The following is a 17018-nucleotide window of genomic DNA, read 5'->3' as shown; positions in this document are numbered from 1 at the left end:
TGGCTACACCAGGCTGGCGCCGTCGTCCGGGACGATGAGGATGCCGGCGCGCAGGCCGTTCTTGACCCTGGGGTTGGGGAAGATGATGCGGGCGCCCTGCTCCTCCACCAGCCAGCGGGTGTCGGCGATGTCCTCGGCGAGCAGATAGCCCGGCTTGAGCTCGGTGAAATTCTCGATATCCGCAGGCAGGTGCAGCTGGAAGCTGTCGCTGTGCTTGATGATCTCCCGCGACACGGCGAACAGCTGCAAGCCATCCAGGGTCGGTTCGCCGCTGACCACCTCACGCCCCTCGATCAGCGCCTGCAAGGCGTTCTCCAGCAGATCGAGATTGACCAGCTGGTTCTGCCCGAACGCACGCGCCTTGCCCAGTTCCAGGGTAAAGGCCTCGGCCCCGAGCTGCGCATAGGTGTAGGCACTGAAGGTGATGGACGGCTTGTTCTGCAGCAGCACGGCCTCGATCCCGGCGGCGCGCAGACACTCCAGCTCTCGCCGCGAATGAGCGCGACCTTCCTGCCAGGGGTAGAGGGCGAACTGCTCGATCTTCGAACCGCGAATCGCGGTATGCAGGTCATAGTGCAGGCGCGTGCGGCCCGTTTCCTTGCCGAAGAAGGTGGCCGACAGATGCTCCAGGTCACAGGCACGAATGGCCTCGAAACCACTGGATTGCTCATGGCGACCGCTGAACAGGCGGTTGATGTCCTGCTCGACGAAACGCTCGCCACGGCGCATGGCCTCGGGATTGCCGAACAGGAAGAGAATGCGCGCGGCCGGGCGCAGCTCGTTGCGTGCGATGCCGCGCAGCAGGCGATCGAGCATCTCGATCGGCGCGGTCTCGTTGCCGTGAATACCGGCGGACAGCAGCAGATCGAGGCCGTTGTCACGCGCCGCTGGCGGGGTCACCTCTAGCGCGCCTTCATCCAGCCAGCGCAGGCGCGTGCCGTCGGGGGTCAGTTGAATCTTCGCCGACGGCTCGTGGCCGGCCAGGGTCAGTTCAAGCAGTTTGCCGAGGACCAGCATGGCGACTCCTTGCTTTACAGCACTTCGTGCAGGCGCGAGCGGCAGCCGCGCCTACATGGCTCGACGATCAGTGGTTGCAGTCGGGGCCATGGACATGATCGTCATCATCGTCCGCCGGCTCCATTTCCAGCTGCAGGCTGACCAGGTTGGTGGCCTGCGGACGCAGCAGCAGGTTGGCATACTCGGTATCCCCCTCCTCCACGTCGACGCCGATCAGCAACTGATCGCCAACGGCCTGAACCCAGAGTTCCTTGCCCTGCCAGACCACCGCAAAGCGGGTGCAGGACGTCTCCAGCTGGGTGCCGTCGTTATCTTCGAGAATCAGTTGCAGCGCGTCGCTCATAAAATCTCCGGGGTTGGGGTCAGTTCAGTTGGAAAGGATAGACCGAGCCCAGTTTAAGGATCTGCGTCAGTTCATCCAATGCCGTGCGGCATTCGCCGAGCAATTGCGGATCGGCAAGATCGGCCTCGCTCAGGCGATCGCGATAGTGCTTGTCGACCCAGGCCACCAGGGTGTCATGCAGCGCGTGGCTCATCACCACGCCCGGATTGACCGCCGCCAGCTCCTGCTCCTTGAGCGCCACGCGCAAGCGCAGGCACGCCGGGCCGCCACCATTCTGCATGCTCTGCTTGAGGTCGAACACGCGCACCTCGCGGATCGGCCCGCCGCTGGTGGTCAGTTGCTCGAGGTAGCGCCAGACGCTGGCATTGTTGCGACATTCTTCCGGCACCACCAGCAGCATGCTGCCATCGGCGCGTGTGAGCAGTTGGCTGTTGAACAGGTACGAACGCACCGCATCCTGCACGCTCACCGCCGAGCCCGGCACGCAGACGGCCTGGAAGTTGCCGCCGCGCCGCGCCAGTTTGTCGCCCAGTTCGGCCAGCACCTTGTCGGTCTCGAGGAAGGCGTCCTGGTGGTAGAACAGCACCTCGCCGTTGCCCACCGCGATCACATCGTTGTGGAACACGCCCTGGTCGATCACCGCCGGGTTCTGCTGGGCGTAGACCACGCCCGCGTCGCTCAGGCCGTGCAGGCGCGCGACCGCCTGGCTGGCTTCCAGGGTCTGCCGCGCCGGGTAGCGCGCCGGGGCCGGATAGCGCGTATCGAAGGCACTGCGTCCGTAGACGAAGAACTCCACGCCGGCGTCGCCATAGCCCTTGCAGAAGCGCGTGTGGTTGGCCGCGCCCTCGTCACCGAACTGCGCCACAGCCGGCAACGCCGGGTGGTGGGCGAAGTGCGCGTCGTTGGCGAACATGGCCTGCAGCACGCGACTGGTGATCGGGTGCTCGATACTGCGGTGGAACTTGCAGTTGAGGTTGGCAGCGGTGAAGTGCACGCGACCATCGGCCGTGTCGGCACTGGGGCTGACGGTGCAGGAGTTGGCCGTCCACATGCTCGATGCCGAGCAGCTCGCCACCAGCAGCGGCATGGCCTCGCGCGCGGCGCGGGCGATGACCTCGGCGTCGCTGCCGGTAAAGCCCAGGCGCCGCAACGCGCCGACATCCGGACGCTCCTGCGGGGCCAGCACGCCCTGCTTGAAGCCCATGTCCATCAGCGCCTTCATCTTGGCCAGCCCTTGCTTGGCGGCCTCCCTGGGGCTGGATACCACCTGGCTGTTGCTCTGCGATGCCACGTTGCCGTAGGACAGACCGCCGTAGTTGTGCGTCGGCCCGACCAGGCCGTCGAAGTTCATTTCATAGGCGGACATCACAGGGTCACTCCCGGGGTCAGGGTCGCAGGCAGGGCCAGGGTCTCGCTCTCCAGCGACGCCACCGGGTAGGCACAGTAGTCGGCCGCATAGTAGGCACTGGCGCGATGGTTGCCGGAGGCGCCGATGCCGCCGAACGGGGCGCTGCTGGCAGCGCCGGTGAGCTGCTTGTTCCAGTTGACGATGCCGGCACGGCTATGCAGCCAGAACTGCTCGTAGCGGGCCCGCGAATCGGACAGCAAACCGGCAGCCAGGCCATAGGCCGTCGCGTTGGCTTCCTCGATGGCCGCATCGAAATCTGCGTAGCGGACTACCTGCAGCAACGGGCCGAAGAATTCTTCGTCCGGGCGTTCGGCCACGGCGGTGACATCCACGATGCCGGGCGTCAGCAGTGCCGCATCGGCCTGCGGCTGCGTCATCGCCAGCAGCACGCTGGCGCCCTTGACCTGCAGATCGGCCTGCGCCTGCATCAGCTGTGCGGCGGCCTGCAGGGAAATCACCGAGCCCATGAAGGGCGCCGGCTGCTCGTCGAAACGCCCCACCCGGATCTGCCCGGCGACCTGCACCAGGCGCGCCAGCAGGGCATCGCCCCAGGCGCCCTGCGGCACCAGCAGGCGGCGCGCGCAGGTGCAGCGCTGACCCGCGCTGATGAAGGCGGATTGAACGATGGTGTAGACGGCGGCATCGACATCGGCCACCTGATCGACGATCAGCGGGTTGTTGCCGCCCATCTCCAGCGCCAGGATCTTGTCCGGGCGCCCGGCGAACTGCGCGTGCAGCAGGTTGCCGGTGCGGCTGGAGCCGGTGAAGAACAGGCCATCGATACCGGGATGCCCGGCCAGGGCCACGCCGGTTTCACGGCCGCCCTGCAACAGGTTGAGCACGCCTGCCGGCAGACCGGCTTCGATCCAGCATTGCAGGGTCAGCTCGGCCACCTTGGGCGTCAGCTCGCTGGGCTTGAACAGCACACAGTTACCGGCCAGCAGCGCCGGCACGATATGCCCGTTGGGCAAGTGCCCGGGGAAGTTGTACGGACCGAATACCGCCACCACGCCATGCGGCTTGTGCCGCAGCACCGCCGTGGCATCGGCCAGCGGACCACTCTTCTCACCGGTGCGCTCGCGATAGCTCTGGATGGAAATGGCCACCTTGTTGACCATGCTGGTCACCTCGGTAGCGGCCTCCCACAGGGGCTTGCCGGTCTCTTCACCGATCGCCCGCGCCACCTCGTCGGCACGCGTCTTCAGGCAGGCGGCGAAACGCTCCAGCACGGCAATACGCCCGTCCAGCGAATGCGCGGCCCATAGCGAGAACGCGCCACGCGCGGCGCTGACCGCCGCATCGACCTGTGCGGCAGTGGCGCCCTGGCCTTCCCAGACGACGGCCTGGCTGACCGGGTCGAGCGACTGCAGCGGCTCGCCCTGACCGGGCTGCCACTGACCTGCGATGTAATGAGTGTTCATCTTGTTCTACCACTCCCAGCATTCAGCGGCGGCCGTCGAGAGCCACCGCGCAAAACAGAAATCTCAGCCGTGTGCCGCCAGCGGCACGGCGCGCACCTGATCGCCCGCCGACAGGCGCAGACGCTTGGCCGTCAGCGGATCGACCACCAGGGTACCGGCCGCCAGGCGTGCCGGCGCGGCGGTGATGCGGCAGTCCTGGCGCTTGCGGTTGTGCACCAGGAAGGGTTCGGCGTCGTCACCCGGCGTGCCGATGGCCAGCACCAGGTTCTGACTGTCACGCACAGCGCGGATCTTCGCGGTTTCCGCCTCGATGGCCGGCCCGGCATCGAAGATGTCGACGTAGCCCTGGTAGCTGAAACCCTCGGCCTTGAGCATGGCCAGTGCCGGCTCGGTGTCCGGGTGCACGCGACCGATCACCCCGCGCGCGTCCTCGGAGAGGAAGCAGGCGTAGAGCGGGAACTTGGGCATCAGCTCGGCGATGAAGGCCTTGTTGCCGACACCGGTGAGATAGTCCGCCTGGGAGAACTCCATCTTGAAGAAGTGCCGGCCCAGGCTTTCCCAGAACGGCGAACGCCCACGCTCGTCGGACACACCGCGCATCTCGGCGATCACCTTGTCGCCGAACAGCTCGCGGAATTCGGCGATGAACAGAAAGCGCGCCTTCGACAGCAGGCGGCCGTTGAGGCCAGTGCGGTAACCGGCATGCAGGAACAGCGAGCACAGCTCGGAATTGCCGGTCAGGTCGTTGGCCATGAACAGCGTCGGCACCTGGCGATGGATGTTCAGCTCCTGCGAGGCGCTGACGGTCAGGCCCACACGGTAGTTGTACCAGGGCTCGCGCAGGCCCACGGCGCCGGCGACCGCCGAGATGCCCACCACCTTGCCGGCATCGTCCTCGAGCACGAACAGGTAGTCGGCATCGGCCCGTTCGGCCTCACCGCGAAAGGCCTTCTCCGCCCAGCCGACCCGGTGCGCCAGGCGCGCCTCGTTGGCCGGCAGCGTGGTCAGGCCAGCGCCGGTACTGCGAGCCAGGTCGATCAGAGCCGGCAAGTCGGTACTGCGCACGGGACGAACGATCATAAATCCTCCAGATTCCTCGAGAGTGCCGACGGCACCCTCACCCGCCCCGAAGGGCGCCCTCTGCTACCGGAGCAGGGCCTGTTAAACCGCGACCAACCTGACGCTGGCACCTTCACCGACGCCCAGCGCCTCGGCCGCCTCCGCACTGAGCAGCACGGGCTTGCCGGGCACCCAGTCGAGATCGGCGACGATGGCACGGAAATCCTGCAGTTGGCCGTTGCTCACCAGGTACTGGCGCCCGCCGCCCTCGGCCTCACCGATCTTCACCGGCACCAGACGGCTCTGCGCGATGCTGCGAATGCCCGAGGTGCGCGCGTGCAGGGTCGGGCCACCGTCGAAGATGTCGATGTAGTGGTCCGTCTCGAAGCCTTCACGCATGAGGATGTCGAAGGTAATCTGCGCACGCGGATGCACCTGGCCCATCGCCTCCTGCGCCTCGTCCGAGAGCAGCGGCACGTAGATGGGGTAATGCGGCATCAGTTCGGCGAGGAAGGTGCGGCTTTTCAGCCCGCACAGGCGCTCGGCCTCGGCGTAGGTCATGTCGAAGAAGTTGCGACCGACCGCATCCCAGAACGGCGAATCACCGCCCTCGTCGCTGTGGCCGACGATCTCCACCACCACCGCGTCGGCGAAGCGCTCCGGGTGGCCGGCCATGAACAGCAGGCGACCGCGCGAATTGAGCTCGGCGAAGGCGCTGCCGACCAGCGGCCGCTCGACGTAGAAGCTGGTGAGCAGGCTGTTGCCGGTCAGGTCGTGACAGAGCGACAGCACGTGAATCTTGTTGTGAATCTTCAGCTCGCGCGAGTTGTGCACGAAGGTTTCATTGCGAAAGCTGTAGAAGGGTTCGGAATAGCCGGCCGACGCGACGATGCCGGAGCAGCCGACCAGACGGCCGCTCGCGCTGTCTTCGAGCACGAAGAAATAGCTTTCTTCACCGTTGAAGCTGACCTCGGCGGCGAAGGACGCCTCCGAAGCGGCGATCTTGTCGCCCAGCCGGCCTGCGTCGTCCGGCAACGAAGTGACCCCCACCGGACTGTCAGCAGCCAGTCGCTGCACATCCGCCAGGTCCGCCATTTGCGCAGGGCGCATCACCAGCATGGGTCACTCCTTCTAAACACAGAATCGTTGCGACAGGCAGGCCGACGACCTGCCCGACGGATCGGCGATGAAACGGGAGGGTCCTGGCCAGCCGCTGTCGCGACCAGCCCCCTCCCGGTATCAGCCCGCAAACACTCAGGCCGCCGGCAGTTTGCTCAGCGCTCGTTCGAAACGCGCCAGGCCTTCCTCGATGTCGGCATCGTCGACCACCAGGCTCGGGGCGAAGCGCACCACATCCGGCCCGGCCTGCAGAATCATCAGGCCTTCGGCCGTGGCGGCGTCGAGCACCTGCTTGGCCTTGCCCTTCCAGGCATCGTTGAGCACGCAACCGAGCAGCAGGCCCATGCCACGTACCTGCTCGAACAGGCCGTACTGCTTGCCCAGCGCCTCGAGGCGGACCTTGAACTGTTCGCTCTTGGCCTGCACGCCGTCCAGGGTCTGGCGGGTATTGACGATATCCAGCACGGCCTCGCCGACCGCACAGGCCAGCGGGTTGCCGCCATAGGTGGTGCCATGGGTGCCGGGAACGAAGTGCTTGGCCAGGTCGGTAGTGGTGAGCATCGCCGCGATGGGGAAACCACCGCCCAGGCTCTTGGCGCTGGACAGGATGTCCGGCACCACGCCGTAGTTCATGTAGGCGAACAGCTCGCCGGTACGGCCCATGCCGCTCTGCACCTCATCGAAGACCAGCAGCGCGTCGTGTGCGTTGCACAGCGCGCGGGCGCCCTCCAGATAAGCCTTGTCCGCCGGCAGCACGCCGCCCTCGCCCTGCACGGGCTCCAGCACCACGGCGCAGGTCTTGTCGGAAATGGCCGCCTTCAGGGCGTCCAGATCGTTGTAGGGGACATGGGTGATGCCCTGGATCTTCGGCCCGAAACCATCGGAATACTTCGGCTGGCCGCCCACGCTGACGGTGAACAGCGTCCGCCCGTGGAAGCTGTTGGTAGCAGCGATGATCTCGTGCTTCTCCGGACCGAAACGGTCATGGGCGACACGCCGGGCCAGCTTGAACGCAGCCTCGTTGGCCTCGGCGCCGGAGTTGCAGAAGAACACGCGCTCGGCGAAGGTCGCCTCGACCAGCTTCTTGCCCAGGCGCAGCGCCGGCTCGTTGGTGAACACGTTGGAGATGTGCCACAGGGTATTGGCCTGCTCGGTCAGAGCCGCGACCAGCGCCGGGTGGCAATGGCCCAGCACGTTGACCGCGATGCCGCCGGCGAAGTCGATCAGCTCTCGCCCGCTCTGATCCCAGACTCGCGAACCCAGACCACGCACGGGCACGAAGGCGGCAGGGGCGTAGTTGGGAACCATGAACTGGTCGAAATCGGCGCGTTGCACCGCATCGTGCTGAACGGACATCAAAGCTCTCCTGATGAGAAGTACCAGTCGCAGACCGGCGACAAAGCGCCCGAAACGACAGGGAATGCAAGGATTGTAGGGACTGAAACGGGGGCGGCATTGCCGCCATGCGACAACTTCTTACAGCGCCACCCCGGGTTTTCCGCGGGTTGTCGCCCAAGCGACAGAAAGCATCGGAAAGGCGCAGTTTAATCGCAGATCGTCGCCCGGAGCACGTGGCCGGAAAAAATCTCCGCAGACTGACCGGCCGGTATCGAAATCCTCGCCGGCGTGGCCGCATGAGCACCCGGCAAGCGCGCTGGAGATCGCCCGGATGCCTCCTGGCGAGCGCCCGTGTCAGCCGCGCTCGACCGGGGTGGAGGTCAGCTCGAAGGGGCTGTTGCTGCGGCGCTGGTTGCGATCGTCACGCGGCGTGGCGCCGAAGAAGTTGCGGTAGGCGCTGGAGAAATGCGGCCCCGAGGAGAAACCGCAGGACAGGCCGATCTGGATGATCGACTTGCTGGTCTGCATCAGCAGCTGGCGCGCCTTGTTCAGGCGCAGCTCCAAGTAGTACTGGCTGGGCACACGATTGAGGTACTGCTTGAAGATGCGCTCCAGCTGCCGGCGCGAGACGCAGACATGCTGGGCGATCTCGTCGGTGGTCAGCGGCTCCTCGATGTTGGCCTCCATCAGCAGCACGGCCTGGGTCAGCTTCGGATGGCTGGAGCCGAGGCGATTCTGCAGCGGAATGCGCTGGCGCTCGCCCCCTTCACGGATGCGCTCGACCACCAGCTCCTCGCTCACCGCACCGGCCAGCTCGGCGCCGTGGTCGCGCGCCAGCACCGCCAGCAGCAGGTCGAGCACCGCCAGGCCGCCACACGCGGTGAGCCGGTCACGGTCCCAGTCGAACAGGTGACTGGTAGCGATGACCTTGGGAAAGCGCTCGGAGAAATCGTCCTGCCAGCGCCAGTGCACCGCCGCACGGTAGCCGTCGAGCAGACCCAGCTGGGCCAGCGGATAGACCCCAGCGGACAGGCCGCCGATCACGCAGCCTCCACGCACCTGCTGCTTGAGCGCAGCGGCCAGGCCGGCAGAGACCTGGGCCGGCGGCGTATCGGCCAACAGAAACAGCTTGTCCAGGCCATCCAGATGCCCGGCCCAGGGCTCGCCCGGCAGGCGCCAGTCACCCGCGACCAGTGGTTCGGCCTGGAGGAAAACCAGCTCGTACACCACTTCCGGGTGGACGCGCTGGGCGACACGCAAGGCTTCCTCGGCCAGGGACAGGGTCAGGGCCTTGGTGCCGGGCCAGTAGAGAAAGCCGATTCGATGGGGGGTCATGGGTCTATGTTCAGGTTTGCCTTGCACCAGTTCAGGGCGTCTGCAAAAACCGGCAGCGGTCTCGAGCGCACCCTAAAAGGGCAAAGTCTAGCTGCTTATTATTTGAGGCTACCGGAAAGGAACTGCTTGAGACGCTCGGATTGTGGATTGACCAGCACATCCTTCGGGCAACCGCGCTCTTCCACCAGGCCCTTGTGCAGGAATACCAGCTGGTTCGACACCTCACGGGCGAAGCCCATCTCGTGGGTCACCACCACCATGGTGCGACCTTCGGTCGCCAGGTCCTGCATCACCTTGAGCACTTCGCCGACCAGTTCCGGATCGAGTGCCGAGGTCGGTTCGTCGAACAGCATCACCTCCGGCTCCATGGCCAGGGCACGGGCGATGGCCACGCGCTGCTGCTCGCCACCGGACATGTGCGCCGGATAGGCATCCTTGCGATGGGCCACGCCCACCTTGGCCAGGTAGTGCTCGGCCTTGTCGCGGGCCTCGGCCTTGCTCACGCCGAGCACGTGCACCGGCGCCTCCATCACATTCTCCAGGGCACTCATGTGCGACCACAGGTTGAAATGCTGGAACACCATGGCCAGGCGCGAGCGCATGCGCTGCAACTGCCTGGCATCGGCGGCGCGCAGCGAACCGTCCTTGGCCGGCACCAGCTTCAGCTCTTCGCCGTTGAGCAGGATCTTGCCGGCATGCGGCTGCTCCAGCAGGTTGAGGCAGCGCAGGAAGGTGCTCTTGCCCGAACCACTGGAGCCGATGATGCTGATCACGTCGCCCGCCTTGGCCGACATCGACACGCCCTTGATCACCTCATGGCTGCCGTAGCGCTTGTGCAGGTCCTGAACTTCGAGTTTGTACATGTTCGGGTTCTCTTGAATCGTCATGGCATCAGCCCTTGCGCGGGGCCATGTAGGCCAGCCAGCGGCGCTCGGCCAGCTTGAACAGGCGCACGAGGATGAAGGTCAGCACCAGGTAGAGCAGGCCGGCGGTGATGTAGGCCTCGAACGGCAGGTAGTACTGCGAGCTGACGGTCTTGGCGGCGCCGGTGATGTCGATGAGGGTCACCACCGAGGCCAGGCTGGTGGTGTGCAGCATCATGATCACTTCATTGCTGTACTGCGGCAGCGCCCGTCGCAATGCCGACGGCAGCAGGATGCGCCGATACAGCTTGCCGCGCGACATGCCCATGGCCTTGGCCGCCTCGATCTCGCCGTGCGGCGTGGCCTTGAGGCTGCCCGCCAGGATCTCGGCCGTGTAGGCGCTGGTGTTGATGGCGAATGCCAGGCAGGCACAGAAGGTGGCGCTGGACAGGTAAGGCCACATGAAACTCTCGCGCACGGCCTCGAACTGGGCCAGGCCGTAGTACAGCAGGTACAGTTGCACCAGCATCGGCGTGCCACGGATCACGTAGGTGTAGAGCCAGGCCGGGAAATTGACCAGCGCCTGCTTGGACACCCGCATCACCGCCAGCGGCACCGCCAGCAGCAGGCCCACGGCCAGGGCGATGAGCAACAGCTTGAGGGTCACCAGCACGCCACCGAAGTACAGCGGCAGGCTGTCGAGTACCACGTTGTAATCGAAAAGCATGGTGACTCCCTCAGATCTCGGCGGCTTTGACGCCGACCGAATAGCGGCGCTCGAGATAGCGCAATACCAGCAGCGACACGCTCGTGATCACCAGGTACACCGCCGCCGCCAGGAGGATGTAGGTGAACGGCTCGCGGGTCGCGTCACCGGCGCTCTTGGCGCGGGCCATCATGTCCTGCAGACCGACCAGGGAGATCAGCGCAGTGGCCTTGACCAGCACCAGCCAGTTGTTGGTCAGACCGGGAATCGCCAGGCGGATCATCTGCGGCACGAGGATGCGGAAGAACACCCGCAGCGGGCTCATGCCATAGGCCATGCCCGCCTCGCCCTGCCCCTTGGGGATGGCCATGAAGGCACCGCGGAAGGTCTCCGACAGGTAGGCGCCATAGATGAAGCCCAGCGTGCCGACACCCGCCACGAAGGGATTGATGTCGATGTAGTCCTCATAGCCCAGCAGCGGGGCTATGCGGTTGACCAGGTCCTGGCCGCCGAAGAAGATCAGCAGGATCAGCACCAGCTCGGGAATCCCACGGATCACCGTGGCGTAGGTCTCGCCCATCAGCGCCAGCCACCTCACCGGCGACAGACGGAAGGCCGCACCGAGCAGGCCGAGCGCGATGGCGACCGCCATCGACAGCAATGCCAGCGACACGGTAAGCCAGGCACCCTCGAGAATGGTCGAGCCGTAGCCTTGAAGCATGCGCCAATACCTCTCAGGCACCACGATGGCGCCATCTAGCACAAAGGAAATTCATGTCGCCCGAGCGACCGACAACGCCTGAGCGCCAGCACGGGCGAGCCGCCAGCCGGTCGCTACAGGATGAACCAAGAAAAAAGTGGCACAACCTCCGGGAAGGTTAGTGCCACTTTGTCCATCTGCGATCGCTTACTCGCCGTAAACGTCGAAGTCGAAGTACTTGTCCTGCACGGCCTTGTACTTGCCGTTGGCGCGAATGGCCAGGATGGCAGCACTGATCTTGTCGGCCAGCGCCTTGTCGCCCTTGCGCACGGCGATGCCCTGGCCTTCGCCGAAGTATTTCACGTCGGTGAAGTCCGGGCCGGTGAAGGCGAAACCCTTGCCGGCGTCGGTCTTGAGGAAGCCGTCATCGATGTTCACCGAGTCGGCCAGGGTGGCGTCCAGGCGACCGGACTGCATGTCCAGGAAGATTTCGTTCTGCGAGCTGTAACGCACGACCTCGATGCCCGCCGGAGCGAACAGGTCGGTGGCGTAACGGTCGTAGACGGACGAGCGCTGAACGCCGACCTTCTTGCCTTTCAGGTCGACCAGCGGGTCCTTGACCTCGGTGCCGGCCTTCATCGCCAGCTTGGCCGGCGTTGCATAGTACTTGCCGGTGAAATCGACGGATTTCTTCCGGTCTTCGGTGATCGACATGGACGACAGCACGGCGTCGAACTTGCGGACCTTGAGGGCCGGGATCAGGCCATCGAACTCCTGCTCGATCCACTTGCACTCGACCTTCATCTCTTCGCACAGGGCGTTGCCGATGTCGTAGTCGAAGCCGGAGATCTGGCCATCGGGAGTCTTGAATGCGAAGGGAGGGTAAGCCGCTTCGATACCGATGCGCAGCGGTTTCTCGGCCATGGCCAGAGGCGACATCAGGGACAGCGCCAGGGCGCCGAGCAGTGCGATCTTCTTCATTCTTTGCTCCTTCGAATTGGGTATGGCATCGATGGCAGTGAGGGGCCCGGGCCTTGTAAGGATTGTAGAAGGCGGTGCAGCGTCATCCGTGTAGGACGAGCGACGAAAGGGCCTTGGCTGGGTGAGCGGCATTCTAGCGGCAGCCAATGAGGCGATATTTCCTTAATGCGACAAGTAATTACAGAAGCACAGGAAGCGCCCGGGGCAGATATTGACAGCTCGCAAAAGGAGTGATCAAGCAGAAAAGGGTAAACGGATAATCTCAGCAAGACTCAGGCCAGAAACCATCAAACGCCCACAGCATAGGCACTGGAGACGCCGCGCAGTTTTCCCGCACGCCCGCGACGGCACCTTATCGGCGCATCGGCGTTTCCTATGCGCCCAATCGGGTGCGCGATGTTACCTGTCGGGACAACGGGCGTGCCCACTGCACCATCAAGCCCTGCCGGCACGCGCGAGCGAACCCGCGCCGCCGTCACTCGCCGGCACGCAAGCTCAGCCGCGCCATCACGCGATTCTCCTCGGCGCGGTCCAGCCCGGCCTCCTCCACGCGCACGCCCTGCCCCTCCAGTGTCTCGATCCAGCGCAGGAGCTGGGCAAAGGCCACCGGTTGCAGGTTGACCTGCACGGCGCCGTAACCCTCGGCATCCAGGCGCTCGATCACCACGCCCTGCTCCGCAGCCGTTGCCGTGACCAGGCCCTGCAGGCGCTCCGGGTCGAGGCTCGCGCGCGGTTGCAGGTCACGCCCACGCAGCTGTGGCGCACGGCTCTGCAGGTAGGCATACAACGCCCGCTGCTCCTCGAACGCGGTACGCGCCGCCTGCGCATGGCGCTGCGCGGGCTGCCACAACGCCAGGTAGAACAGCACCAGCAGCAGGAACAGGCCCAGCGCCAGCAACGCCAGGCGATCACGCGACGGCAGCACCTGCCAGCGCTGCGCCAGGGGTGAACGCTGCCAATGCTGCTGCAACTTCTCGCTCATCGCCATGCCGCTCATCCTCCGATCACCACACGTGCGCTGACGCCCTGCGCCTCACGACTGGCCGAGCCCATCTGCACCGACAGACCGGCCTGCTGCAGGCGCTCGCGCAGCCCTTCCAGCTCGGCGAAGCCGGGTGCCTGCAATTGCAGTGACAGGTCGCCACGCACCGCGCTGTAATCGAGCTGATTGACCTGCACCTGCGGTTCTCCCTCGGCATACAGCGCGGCAGACACCTCGCCAAGCAGACCGAGCAGCGCGCTGCCTGCGGTCGACGACTGCGCCAGATGCTGGTCCAGCTGTGCCCTCAGGTTGATCAGCTTGCTGTCCTGCGGAAACAGCTCGCGATACAGCGCCTCACTGGAGGCCGCGTAGGCATCGGCCTCACGCTGCAGGTACCAGCCCTGCGCCAGATTGAACCCCCATTGCAACAGCACACAGAGCGCCAGCACGGCCGCCAGCGGGCGCCAGCGCTGCCAGCCGTCATCACCCTGGCGCAGCGCGAACGCCCCCTGCGCCAGGTCGATACCGCCGCCCTGCTCGACCAGCCACAGGTGCGCATCCTCGAGCGGGTGCTGCTCATCGTGCGGCTCGGGCGCCGACTGCTCGGCCGTCGCCCAGACCATTCGCGGCTGCGGGCACGACTCGGCCAGCGCAGACCAGTCGGCGGCCTGCACTGCCAGCCGCCAGGGTGCCTCGCCCCCCAGCACCCAGCGCGACTGCAGCCACAGCAGCGGGCTGCCCTGATGCGGCAGCATGTCGGCATCCATGCGGATCGCCTGCGGCGGTTGCGCGGCGAACAGCGCCAGGCAGTCACGCAGCCAGTCTGCACGCAGCGCATAGACGCGATGACGACCATCGGCCAGTTGCTCGCCCAGCGCCAGATGCATCGATTCGACATCCTCGGCGAGCAGCTCCTCCACCGCGAACGGCAGCGCCTGGCGTACCCAGCGCGCCTTCTGCGTGGGCAATTGCACGGCGCAGGCGGTCACCGCCTCCACCGGCAACACCAGTTGCCAGTGCGCCGGCAGGTCCGGCAAGGCATCGGCCAGGCTCAGCGTCCGGCTCTCGCCTGGCGCAACCCACTGCACCGGCAATTCCGGCGAGAGTCCCTGGCAGGCCTCGGGCGGCAGAAAAATCCATAACGGCTTCATTCTTGTTCTTCCTCAACGGGCTCCGGCGGCATGCCGCCCTGCCCCAGATCACGCGCCAGGACACGAACCTGGCCATCATTGCCGCGCTGCAGCAGGCTGCGCAAGACCACCCTGCGCTCGCCCAGGCTGACCTCGCTGAACACTTCGAAATACTGGCTGCCGACCGCCAGGCCCTGCGCCACCTGCTCCCCCAGCCCGGCAAGCGCAGGCTGAGCAGCGAAGGCAGCCGGGCTGGCGTAGCCCTCCGAGCCCCGCGCCGCGATCAGCGACATTGCCGAATCCGGGCTGAGGCCATCGGACAGGGTAGAAAGCACCATGGCGCTGGCCGTGTTGACGTTGAGCAACGTGCCGCTGGGCAGCGCACTGACGAAGGGCAGCAGGCGGCGATAGTCGGCCTCGTCCATCTCCAGCAACAGGCGCAACTCGGAAACGTCACTGATCTCGCGATTGGCGCTGCGATAAGGCGGTGCAGCCAGGAGGTACTGAGCATCCTCGGCGCCGTTGCCACCCAGCGTCTCGCTGTCGCGATCCAGCCAGTCGAGCAAGCGCTCGGCGTAAGGCTTGCCGATGTCCAGGCGCAGCAACAGACGGCGCAAGCGCATGACCGCCAGCTCGTTGGGCCGGCCCTGGCTCACCAGGTTGTTGAGATTGAAGCGGCCGCTGGGGTCGACGATGCGCACACGCAGCTCCCCGCCCTCATCCAGCGGAAAAGGCGGCAATGGCCTGGCCCAGGGTTCCAGCAGGTGGTCCACCGGTTGCCGCGGATCACCCTGGCGCAGATCCCGTGCGAGCATCGCCTTGGCCAGGGTCTCGCCACCCAGCGCGTAGTGCCAGGCCTGGGTCACGTGCAACTGATTGGCGCTGCTGCGGATCGACAGCTGCTGGCGGGCGATCAACCCGGCGCAGACCACCGTGACCACGGCCACCACCAGCAGCACAGTGATCAGCGCGACACCCTGCTGCCGCCTCATGACTGCGGTTCCTCGCCCTGCTCGCCTTGCTCCCCCTGCGGCGCCGCCGGCTGCTCCTGCGCCGGCAGATCCGGCAGGCGCAACAGACGCCGCAACTCGCCATAGCGCCGGTGCTGCAGGCGCAGCTCCAGCGCGCGCGGCAGCTCGGTGAACGACGCATCGCCAGTGGCATTGGCCGGCGGCCAGTCAGGCTGCCACTGGCCGTCCTTGTCCAGGTAGCGCAGGCTCAGCGACTCGACGCCGTCGAGCGCCTGCTGCACCTGTGGCGCACTGTCCTGGGCACGATCGAGCACCCGCCAGTAGCGACGCTGCCATTGCTCGCCACTCAGTTGCCAGCGCACCCGCTGCACTTCGGCACGCGGCTGGCCCAGTGGATTGCGCCAGCCGGCACGGCTCAGCTCCAGCGCCGTGGCATCGGTCAGGTCGCTGTGCAGCGCCGGCTGCGGGTCGCCAAAGGCATCTCGAATCGGCCGCACCGTGACCTGCCGCAGGTCACGCTCGAACGCCGACAACGCCCGCGTCAGCTCACGGAGCTGACGCTCGTGTTCACGGGTCACAGCATCGGCACTGAGCACGCTGTCGAGCATGCGGTAGGTCGCCAGCCCCAACAGCGCGAAGATGGCGATGGCGATCAGCAGCTCCAGCAGGGTGAAACCGCGCTGCCCGTACCTCATCGCGGCACCCCGAGAAAACCGCTGAGGCTGACCACGGCCCGCTCGCGCAGATCACCCCGGGCGCCGCGCTCATCGACCGCGACCCACAGCGTCACGCGGCGCATGGCCGGCTCGCTGGTGGCCTCGATCTCGCTTTGCCACGACCAGCGGCGTCCGGCGAACTCCACCTGGCCCTGATCTCGGCCGTCGGCAGGCGGTGTTTCAGCCAGTTGCAACTCCGTCATGCGGTTGTCGGCCACCCACATGGCCAGAGTCTTGTCCTCCAGCTGGCTGGCGGTGCGCACGCTGCGCGCACTGGCGGTCAGCACGCTGGCGGCGACCAGGGCGAAGATAGCCAGGGCCACCAGCACTTCGAGCAGGGTGAAGCCTCGTGCCGATTTCATCCGGCACGCCCCGCGCCCAGTTCCTCGACACGCGGCAGCGTGAAACCGTCGCTGGAGAGCTGCATACGCAGGCCATCACGGCGTCGTTCGGCGAGACGCAGGCGGAACGGGGTCAGCTCGCCACTGGACAGGATCAGCAACTGCGGCGCCGCCGCATCCGCCTCGCCCGGCAGCGCAGGCTCCTCGCCCTCCAGCTCGAGCGTCAGCTCGGCCCACTCCGGCAGACGATGGGCCTGGCGGTCCAGCGCCTGCCATTCGGCGCGTTGCGAGTCGTAGCGCAGCACACGGTAGCCTTCGCGGGTAAAGCTCAGGCCATACTCGCGGTTATCCAGCACCGCCTCGTCGAGCAGCACGCCGATCAATCCACTGAGGCGCTCGGCCTCGCCACGCAGTTCGCGCGCCGGACCGGCGATGCCCGTGCTGAACACCGCGAGGCCGATCAGGCTGCCGAGAATCACCAGCACCACCAGCAGCTCGATCAGGGTGAACCCGCGCTGGCCATGCGCCACGAGCGCCTGCGCGGTGCGCGTGCGAGGGCGCCAACAGGTGAAGGCCAGCATCGGCAGG

General features: G+C 66.1%; 18 protein-coding genes. All 18 read right to left on the bottom strand.

Annotated features, from left to right (window positions below):
- Window positions 1-3: 3 nt before the first annotated feature.
- The 18 genes from astE to gspH all read right to left on the bottom strand — a co-directional run bounded on the left by astE (window position 4) and on the right by gspH (window position 17011).
- Window positions 4-1017 (bottom strand): succinylglutamate desuccinylase, encoded by a 1014-nt coding sequence (astE, locus tag EWH21_RS09765; RefSeq protein WP_277700401.1) that lies wholly within the window; start codon window positions 1015-1017, stop codon window positions 4-6.
- A gap of 67 nt (window positions 1018-1084) precedes the next feature.
- A complete protein-coding gene (locus tag EWH21_RS09760; protein ID WP_152488368.1) occupies window positions 1085-1360 on the bottom strand; it encodes a topoisomerase II in 276 nt (91 codons plus the stop codon).
- Between the two features lie 19 nt (window positions 1361-1379).
- The gene (astB, locus tag EWH21_RS09755; protein WP_277700400.1) at window positions 1380-2726 is read right to left on the bottom strand and encodes an N-succinylarginine dihydrolase; all 1347 of its coding nucleotides are present in this window, start codon (window positions 2724-2726) and stop codon (window positions 1380-1382) included.
- Window positions 2726-4189 carry a succinylglutamate-semialdehyde dehydrogenase gene (gene astD / locus EWH21_RS09750; protein WP_179553874.1) on the bottom strand — a complete coding sequence of 488 codons (1464 nt, stop codon included), beginning with the start codon at window positions 4187-4189 and terminating at the stop codon, window positions 2726-2728. Before astD ends, astB begins: the two co-directional genes overlap by 1 nt.
- Window positions 4190-4252: 63 nt before the next feature.
- The gene (astA, locus tag EWH21_RS09745; RefSeq protein ID WP_277700399.1) at window positions 4253-5269 is read right to left on the bottom strand and encodes an arginine N-succinyltransferase; all 1017 of its coding nucleotides are present in this window, start codon (window positions 5267-5269) and stop codon (window positions 4253-4255) included.
- 81 nt (window positions 5270-5350) lie between these two features.
- A complete protein-coding gene (gene aruF, locus EWH21_RS09740) occupies window positions 5351-6367 on the bottom strand; it encodes an arginine/ornithine succinyltransferase subunit alpha (protein WP_150608980.1) in 1017 nt (338 codons plus the stop codon).
- Between the two features lie 135 nt (window positions 6368-6502).
- Window positions 6503-7723 carry an aspartate aminotransferase family protein gene (locus tag EWH21_RS09735; protein ID WP_179553873.1) on the bottom strand — a complete coding sequence of 407 codons (1221 nt, stop codon included), beginning with the start codon at window positions 7721-7723 and terminating at the stop codon, window positions 6503-6505.
- Between the two features lie 336 nt (window positions 7724-8059).
- Complete coding sequence (gene argR, locus EWH21_RS09730) at window positions 8060-9040, bottom strand: transcriptional regulator ArgR (RefSeq protein ID WP_037048434.1); 981 nt, start codon at window positions 9038-9040, stop codon at window positions 8060-8062.
- A 98-nt stretch (window positions 9041-9138) separates the two neighbouring features.
- Window positions 9139-9903: an ATP-binding cassette domain-containing protein gene (locus EWH21_RS09725; RefSeq protein WP_037048436.1), complete on the bottom strand. Its 765-nt coding sequence runs from the start codon at window positions 9901-9903 to the stop codon at window positions 9139-9141.
- A gap of 28 nt (window positions 9904-9931) precedes the next feature.
- Window positions 9932-10630 carry an ABC transporter permease gene (locus EWH21_RS09720; protein WP_277700398.1) on the bottom strand — a complete coding sequence of 233 codons (699 nt, stop codon included), beginning with the start codon at window positions 10628-10630 and terminating at the stop codon, window positions 9932-9934.
- Window positions 10631-10640: 10 nt separating this feature from the next.
- Window positions 10641-11330: an ABC transporter permease gene (locus EWH21_RS09715; RefSeq protein WP_037048443.1), complete on the bottom strand. Its 690-nt coding sequence runs from the start codon at window positions 11328-11330 to the stop codon at window positions 10641-10643.
- A 186-nt stretch (window positions 11331-11516) separates the two neighbouring features.
- Entirely contained in the window at window positions 11517-12290 is a 774-nt protein-coding gene (locus EWH21_RS09710; protein ID WP_037048446.1) for an ABC transporter substrate-binding protein, read from the bottom strand.
- 475 nt (window positions 12291-12765) lie between these two features.
- A complete protein-coding gene (locus EWH21_RS09705; RefSeq protein ID WP_277700397.1) occupies window positions 12766-13287 on the bottom strand; it encodes a type II secretion system protein M in 522 nt (173 codons plus the stop codon).
- Window positions 13284-14423: a type II secretion system protein GspL gene (gene gspL, locus EWH21_RS09700; protein ID WP_277700396.1), complete on the bottom strand. Its 1140-nt coding sequence runs from the start codon at window positions 14421-14423 to the stop codon at window positions 13284-13286. The genes EWH21_RS09705 and gspL overlap by 4 nt, the downstream gene beginning before the upstream one ends.
- Window positions 14420-15394 carry a type II secretion system minor pseudopilin GspK gene (gene gspK / locus EWH21_RS09695; protein ID WP_277700395.1) on the bottom strand — a complete coding sequence of 325 codons (975 nt, stop codon included), beginning with the start codon at window positions 15392-15394 and terminating at the stop codon, window positions 14420-14422. Before gspK ends, gspL begins: the two co-directional genes overlap by 4 nt.
- Window positions 15391-16068 carry a type II secretion system minor pseudopilin GspJ gene (gene gspJ, locus EWH21_RS09690; RefSeq protein WP_277700394.1) on the bottom strand — a complete coding sequence of 226 codons (678 nt, stop codon included), beginning with the start codon at window positions 16066-16068 and terminating at the stop codon, window positions 15391-15393. Before gspJ ends, gspK begins: the two co-directional genes overlap by 4 nt.
- Window positions 16065-16451: a type II secretion system minor pseudopilin GspI gene (gspI, locus tag EWH21_RS09685; protein WP_277700393.1), complete on the bottom strand. Its 387-nt coding sequence runs from the start codon at window positions 16449-16451 to the stop codon at window positions 16065-16067. The genes gspJ and gspI overlap by 4 nt, the downstream gene beginning before the upstream one ends.
- The gene (gene gspH / locus EWH21_RS09680; protein WP_277700392.1) at window positions 16448-17011 is read right to left on the bottom strand and encodes a type II secretion system minor pseudopilin GspH; all 564 of its coding nucleotides are present in this window, start codon (window positions 17009-17011) and stop codon (window positions 16448-16450) included. Before gspH ends, gspI begins: the two co-directional genes overlap by 4 nt.
- Window positions 17012-17018: the final 7 nt, after the last annotated feature.

The sequence above is a fragment of the Pseudomonas sp. REST10 genome, assembly GCF_029542605.1.
Taxonomy (GTDB): Bacteria; Pseudomonadota; Gammaproteobacteria; order Pseudomonadales; family Pseudomonadaceae; genus Aquipseudomonas; species Aquipseudomonas khazarica.
This window is presented reverse-complemented; position numbering and strand designations above follow the sequence as displayed.